This is a genomic window from Lentzea miocenica (assembly GCF_033949945.1).
Lineage (GTDB): Bacteria > Actinomycetota > Actinomycetes > Mycobacteriales > Pseudonocardiaceae > Lentzea > Lentzea miocenica.
Genome location: NZ_JAXAVW010000006.1, coordinates 300,065 through 306,735 on the forward strand (window position 1 = coordinate 300,065; position 6,671 = coordinate 306,735).

The following is a 6,671-nucleotide window of genomic DNA, read 5'->3' on the forward strand; positions in this document are numbered from 1 at the left end:
CAGCATCGGCGACGGGATGGAGAGCATGATCACCGACGCGCTCACGTGCGCACTCGGCGTTCTCGCCTGATCGCCGGACGTGATCTGGAAAGCTGGACCTGTGCGAGTGGCATTGCTGGGCCCGACGACCGTGGTGGCCGAGGACGGCACACCGGTCGACATCGGTGGTGCCCGCGTCCGCATGCTGCTGGCACGCCTCGCGCTCGACCCCGGCCGCCCGGTGCCGACCACCACGCTGATCGACGACCTGTGGGGCGAGCAACCGCCGGCGGACGCGTCGAACGCCCTGCAGTCGCTCGTGTCGCGGCTGCGCAAGGTCTGCCCCGTCTCGCTGGAACCAGGCGGCTACCGGCTCGGCATCGCGACCGAGGACGTGGACGTCTTCCGGTTCGACCAGCTGCGCGCCGCCGGACGCCTGGACGAGGCGCTCGCGCTGTGGCGCGGCGAACCGCTCGCCGACGTGCGGGAAGCACCGTTCGCCCAGGTCGCGGCGGCGAAGTTCGACGAAGCCCGCCTCGCGGCCGAGGAGGAGCGGTTCACCACCGGCGAACTCGACGCCGCCGCCCTCACCGCGATGCACGAGCGGCACCCGTTGCGCGAACGCCTCGCCGGGCTGCTGATGCGCGCGCTGTGCGCTCAGGGCCGTCAGTCCGACGCGTTGCAGATCTACGCGGCGGTCCGCGGCCGGCTGGCCGACGAACTGGGCGTCGATCCGTCCGCCGAACTCCAGCAGGTCCACCTCGCGGCGTTGCGCGGCGAACTCGGGCCACGCGCGGCGGTCGACCGGTTGCCGGTGCGGCTCACCAGCTTCGTCGGGCGCGACGACGAGCTCGCGGAGATCACCGGGCTGCTCGGCCAGGCCCGGCTGGTGACGCTGGTCGGGCCCGGAGGTGCCGGCAAGACGCGCCTGGCCACCGAGGTCGCGGCCCGGCACCCGTTGCACGCCAAGGGACGCGTGTGGTTCGCGGCGCTGGCCGGTGTGCGGGCGGCGGAAGACCTGGCCGGTGTGGTGCTCGGCGCGTTCGAACTGAGCTTCGGCACCGGAGATCCGCTGCGGCGGACCGGCGAGGGCATGAACCGGATCGCCGACGTGCTCGGCGCCGGCGAGTCGTTGCTGGTGCTGGACAACTGCGAGCACCTGATCAGCGCGGCGGCCGAGTTCACCAACGAACTGCTGCGCCGCGTGCCGAACCTGCGCGTGCTCGCGACCAGCCGGGAACCGCTCGCGATCGACGGCGAGTCGCTGTGCCCGGTCGGCCCGCTCGCGGTGCCCGACGGACAGGACGACGTGTCGGCGTTCGGCGCGGTGCGGCTGTTCCTGGACCGGGCGAGCGCGGTGAAGCCGGGCTTCCAGCTCGACGAGTCCACTGTGGACGACGTGAAGCTGATCTGCCGCAGGCTCGACGGCATGCCGCTCGCGCTGGAGCTGGCGGCCGCGCGGCTGCGGTCGATGACGGTCCGGCAGATCACCCAGCGCCTCGACGACAGGTTTCGCCTGCTCACCTCGGGCAGCCGCACCGCGCTCCCCCGCCAGCGCACGTTGCGCGCGGTCGTGGAGTGGAGCTGGGACCTGCTGACCGAGGAAGAACTCCGGCTGGCCAGAAGGATCGCGGTGTTCCCGGCCGGCGCCGATCTGGCCGCGATCGAGCAGGTGTGCGCCGAAGACTCGTTGTACGTGCTGACGTCGTTGGTCGAGAAGTCCATTGTGGACGTGGTTGAGCTCGACGCCGAGCCGCGGTACCGGATGCTGGAGACGATCCGGGTCTACGCGGCAGAGCAGCTCGAGGTGTGCGGCGAAAAGCAGGAGATCGTCGACCGGTTTCGGCGCTACTACCGGGATCTGACCGGACGCTGGGAGCCGCTCACCCGCACCGCCCGGCAGGTCGAGGCGATCGGTGTGTACGAGGCTGAGCAGGACAACATCGTGGCCGCTCTACGTGGTGCGATCGACGACCGCGAGGTCGGGCTGGCGGCGGACCTGCTCGCGGGCGTGTTCTGGTACTGGCTGGTCAAGGGCGACAACGAACGCGCCGAGCTGTCGGTGCGCGACGTGCTCGCGCTCGGCGACGGGCTGCCGGCCGACGTCCACGCCACCTTCCGGGCGATGCAGCTGATCATGGCCGCGGTGCCGGGCCTGCCAGCGACCGCCGAGGCCGCGCAGGTCATCGAGGACTGCGTGAGCTCGGGAGCCGCAGACAAGCACGCGTCGCTGGCGATCGCGCTGCCGATGCTCGCGTTCCTCAGCCAGAACCAGGAGCTGGCCCGCCGTGAGGTGAAACGGGCGGCGGCGAGCGAGGACGCCTGGGCGCGGGCAGGGGCGGACTGGGCGCTCAGCTTCATCCTGGTCGACGAGGGCGATCTCGAGGGCGCCGAGGTGGCCCGCGACCGCGCGTACGAGCAGTTCGTGGCCGTGGGCGACCGGTGGGGCTCGGCGATGACACTCGGCATGAAGGCCACGTTCGTCTCGCACACCGGCGACAACCTGGCCGCGATCGCGCTGTACCAGCGGGGTCTCGACGTCGCGATGGAGCTGCGGTCGCTGGACGACGCCGTGCAACAGCGGTGGCGGCTCGCGGTCGAGTACGCCCGGCTCGGCGACCACGCCACGGCCGAGCGCGAGGTGATCGAGGCCGAGCAGTACGTCCGGAACATCGGCAACGACCAGATGTCCATCATGATCGACTACGCGAAGGCGGAGGTCCTGCTGCGCGCGGGCCGGATCGCCGAGGCACGTGAGCTGAGCTCCCGCTTCAAGCGGCGTGCCACCCTCTCGGCCGTGCTCGGTTCGTTCGTCACGGAGTGGTCGGCCATCCTCGACAGCCGCATCGCCATCGCCGACGGCGATCCCGCCGAAGCCGAGAAGCGCGTCGCTGTGGCGATCGGCACCACGTCGCAGCGCAGCGACATGCCGGATCTGGCCACGGTGACGGAGTTGCTCGCCCAGGTCCGGTACGCGCAGGGCCGCCACGAGTCGGCGTCCCGGCTGCTCGGGCTCGCGGCGGTGATTCGCGGGCGGCTCGACATGGGTGATCCGGACATGCGGAGGCTGGTCGCCGAACTCGGCGAGCCGGAACCGTTGGGGATCGCCAAAGCCGAGGCGTTGCGGGAAGTACGCGAAGAAGCGGGCATCAGCGACAGCTGACACCCGCGTCCCCCTCTGCTCACACTCGGCGGCGGTAGGCCCACATCGCCAGCGGGAAGAACACCGCGACCGCGGCCACCATCCAGACCACCGATCCGGCCAGCGGTCCCGCGATCGCGCCGCCGTTGAGCAACCCGCGCAGCGCGTCCGCCATCAGCGTGACCGGGCTGATGTCCGCCCACGCCTTCAGCCAGCCCGGCATCGTCGAGGTGCCGACGAACACGTTGCTGCCGAACGTCAACGGCATGATCAGCACGAACATCAGGCCCTGCACCGCCTGCGGGGTCTTGAGCAGCATGCCCACGAACACCGAGGCCCAGCAGAAGCACAGCCCGAACGCCAGCGCGAGCCCGACCGCGATCAGCAGCTCCGCCGGGCCGGTCTGCACCCGGAAGCCCATGACCGTCGCGACGATCAGCAGCACCAGGATGCACACCACGTACCGCACGATGTCCGCGAGCACCGCCCCGATCAACGGCGCGGATCTGGCGATCGGCATGGCGCGGAACCTGTCGAACACGCCCTTGGACACGTCCGTGTTCAGCTGCACGCCCGCCGTCATGCTGGCCTGCAGGATGTTCATCACCAGGATGCCCGGCACGAGCATCTGCAGGTACGCGTCCGTGTTCCCGGCCAGCGCACCACCGAACAGGTAGGTGAACATCACCAGGAAGACGATCGGCGCGATCGTCACGTCCGCGAGCTGCTCGGGGTTCTTGCGGATCTTCAGGATGCCGCGCCAGGCAAGCGAGAACCCGTGCCGCACACCGCGGTCCAGCGCGATGGTGCTCATACCAGGCTCCCTTCGCTCTGCTTGCCGGTCAGCGCCAGGAAGACCTCGTCGAGCGAGGGCAGGCGCAGCGCCAGTTCGTCCGCGGTGATCCCGGCCTCGTCGAGCTTGCGGACCAATGTGGACAGCAGCACCGGGTCGTTGACCGGCGCGGTGAGCAGCCCGGAGTCGTCGTTGAGCGTCGGCCGGACCCCGGTGAGGTCACCGAGAATCCGTTGCACGGCATCGAGATCGAGCAACGACGTCGGCCGCACCTGCAACGTCTGCCCGCCGACCCGCCGCTTCAGCTCGTCGGGCCGCCCCTCGGCCACCACCCGGCCGTGGTCGAACACCGTGATCGTGTCCGCGAGCTGGTCGGCCTCTTCCAGGTACTGCGTGGTGAGCAGGACCGTCACGCCGTTCGCGACGAGCTTGCGGACCACGGCCCACACCTCGTTGCGCGCGTGCGGGTCCAGCCCGGTGGTCGGCTCGTCCAGGTACAGCACGGACGGGCTGCCGACCAGGCTCGCCGCGAGGTCGAGCCTGCGCCGCATGCCTCCCGAGTACGTCTTGGCGGCTCGGCCCGCGGCGTCCGTCAGCTCGAACTGCTCCAGCAGCTCGGCCGCCTTCGCACGCGCCCCCGCACGTGAGTAGTCCAGCAGCCGGGCCAGCAGCACGAGGTTCTCCGTACCGGACAGGTCCTCGTCGACCGACGCGTACTGCCCGGTCAGCCCGATCAACGACCGCACGGCCCTCGGATCCTTCACCACGTCATGCCCGTGCACCGTGGCGTGCCCCGCGTCCGGGCGCAGCAACGTCGCCAGCACCCGCACCGCCGTGGTCTTGCCCGCGCCGTTCGGCCCGAGCACACCCACGACCTTCCCCTCCGGCACCTCCAGATCGACCCCGTCGAGCGCTTTGGTCTGTCCGTAGTGCTTGACCAGGCCTTCAGCCCTGATCGCGAGCGACATCGTTCGTTCCTCCCTGTGTCGGGAGAACAGTGCGCCGCGCCGCTGACAGGACGCGCACAGCCGGCTGTCAGCGGCTGACAGCCATCCGCCGAACCGCCTCGGTGATCACCTCCGGCGACGTCGCGATGTTGAACCGCGCGAACCCCGCTCCGCCGGTGCCGAAGTCGTTTCCCGAGGTCAGCGCGACGCGGCCGCGTTCGAGGAACAGCTTGGCCGGGTCGTCGCCCAGTTTCCGGCAGTCCAGCCAGGCCAGGAACGTCGCCGGGGACGGCCGGTAACCGATCTCGGGCAGATGTTCGGCGAGCAGGTCCGCGAGCAGTTTCCGGTTGTCGTCGAGGCCGTCCAGCACCGCGTCGAGCCAGTCGCCGCCGTCGCGCAACGCCGCCGTGTGCGCGATCGAGCCGAGGTGGCTGGGGCCGTGGCTGACCTCCTCCGGCAACCGGGCCAGGTCGTCGGCGGCTGCCGGACCGGCGATGGCGACAGCGGCTTTGAGGCCAGACAGGTTCCAGGCCTTCGAGGCGGACATCAGCGACAGCCCTCTGTCGTCGACGCTGAGGTACGGCACGAACGTCGTGTTCTTGGAGACGATCGGTGCGTGGATCTCGTCGGCGATGACGCGGACGCCGTAGGTCCTGGCGAGGTCGGCCACGGCGGTGAGTTCGTCAGCGGTGTGCACGGTGCCGGTCGGGTTGTGGGGGCTGCACAACAGGAACACCGGCTGCCTGGCGCGGATGTGCTTGAACGTCTGCTCCAGCACCTTCAGGTCCAGGCGTTCGTTCGTCAGCGGTGCTTCCACGAGTGGCAGGCCCATGCTGCGCACGAACATGTAGAACGGCGGGTACACGGGCGGGGTGACGACGACCAGGTCGGCGTCGACCAGTTTGATCATCTCGACCAGGCCCAGCATGACGTCCGGGACGATCGCGGTGCGTTCGATCGCGATGCCGTCCCAGTTCCACCTGGCCTTGGCGAAGTCTCTGAGCGCTTCGGCGTAGGCGGTGCCGGCCGGGTAGCCGGTGTCGCCTTGGCGGACCGCGTCGATGATCGCTCGCTGCACCGGTTCGGCTTGCTCGACGTCCATTTCGGCCACCCACAGCGGTAGGACGTCCTCTGGGTACTGGCGCCACTTCACGCTTGTGCGCTGGCGTAACCGGTCTAGCGACACCTGGTTCAGCGGGCTCTCCATGACGGCCACGGTAGATGGTTCGACGGCTGGCGCCGACCCGGCACATGCCCTCCTTCTTCGGGCGTGTGCCGGAACGAATTTCTGTGGTTGGGTTGCTCGGGTGGTTGCGGGGCGTGGACCGGTTGCGTGCGTCGGTTCCGGGTGCGTTGGTGGTTGCCAGGGGCGGGTTGCGTTGTAGAAAGAATTTGTCACTCGATCGTGTGTCGCTCAGCCCCCTTTGGCGTTTTTGATCACGAATAGAATGGTGGCATGGAAGCGGTCGAGGTTCTCGATGCTCTCGCCTATCATCAGAAACAAGTTGCTTATCATCAGGCGCAGGCTATTCGTGTGCTCGCTGAGTACGCGGTCGCGTGCGCGGGTGATGAGTTCTTCGACGCTGAGATCGCGGCGGCGATGCACTGGACGTCGCGGTGGACCACCGACCAGGTCCACCTGGCGGTGGAGTTGGCGAGCAAGTTGCCGCAGACGCTGGACGCGTTGGAGAAGGGTGAGATCGACCTCTACAAGGCCCGTGTGTTGTACGAGCGGACGTTGCCGTTGACGGCGGATCTGGCCGCCGAGGTCGAGAAGCGGGTGCTGGTCAAGGCGCCCGAGCAGACCGGT

Annotated in this window: 5 protein-coding genes; 2 read left to right on the forward strand and 3 right to left on the reverse strand. The window is 69.4% G+C overall.

From position 1 onward, the window contains the following. The first annotated feature begins 100 nt into the window (after positions 1-100). Positions 101-3,142 (forward strand): BTAD domain-containing putative transcriptional regulator, encoded by a 3,042-nt coding sequence (locus SK803_RS10255; RefSeq protein ID WP_319965598.1) that lies wholly within the window; start codon positions 101-103, stop codon positions 3,140-3,142. 19 nt (positions 3,143-3,161) lie between these two features. On the opposite strand, the gene SK803_RS10260 is transcribed toward SK803_RS10255, so the two are convergent. The 3 genes from SK803_RS10260 to SK803_RS10270 all read right to left on the reverse strand — a co-directional run bounded on the left by SK803_RS10260 (position 3,162) and on the right by SK803_RS10270 (position 6,068). Further along, positions 3,162-3,935 (reverse strand): ABC transporter permease, encoded by a 774-nt coding sequence (locus tag SK803_RS10260; RefSeq protein WP_319965599.1) that lies wholly within the window; start codon positions 3,933-3,935, stop codon positions 3,162-3,164. Continuing rightward, entirely contained in the window at positions 3,932-4,882 is a 951-nt protein-coding gene (locus SK803_RS10265; RefSeq protein ID WP_319965600.1) for an ATP-binding cassette domain-containing protein, read from the reverse strand. Before SK803_RS10265 ends, SK803_RS10260 begins: the two co-directional genes overlap by 4 nt. A gap of 67 nt (positions 4,883-4,949) precedes the next feature. Beyond that, positions 4,950-6,068 carry a MalY/PatB family protein gene (locus SK803_RS10270; protein WP_319965601.1) on the reverse strand — a complete coding sequence of 373 codons (1,119 nt, stop codon included), beginning with the start codon at positions 6,066-6,068 and terminating at the stop codon, positions 4,950-4,952. A gap of 327 nt (positions 6,069-6,395) precedes the next feature. Between SK803_RS10270 and SK803_RS10275 the strand changes: the two genes are divergently transcribed. Next, a partial coding sequence (locus SK803_RS10275; protein ID WP_319965602.1) for a DUF222 domain-containing protein occupies positions 6,396-6,671 on the forward strand: 276 nt, incomplete at its 3' end.

What these genes read in the sequence shown, in the direction of transcription:
- SK803_RS10270 (WP_319965601.1), bottom strand. Translation starts at nt 6,068, where the DNA reads ATGGAGAGCCCGCTGAACCAGGTGTCGCTAGACCGGTTACGCCAGCGC.
- SK803_RS10265 (WP_319965600.1), bottom strand. Translation starts at nt 4,882, where the DNA reads ATGTCGCTCGCGATCAGGGCTGAAGGCCTGGTCAAGCACTACGGACAG.
- SK803_RS10260 (WP_319965599.1), bottom strand. Translation starts at nt 3,935, where the DNA reads ATGAGCACCATCGCGCTGGACCGCGGTGTGCGGCACGGGTTCTCGCTT.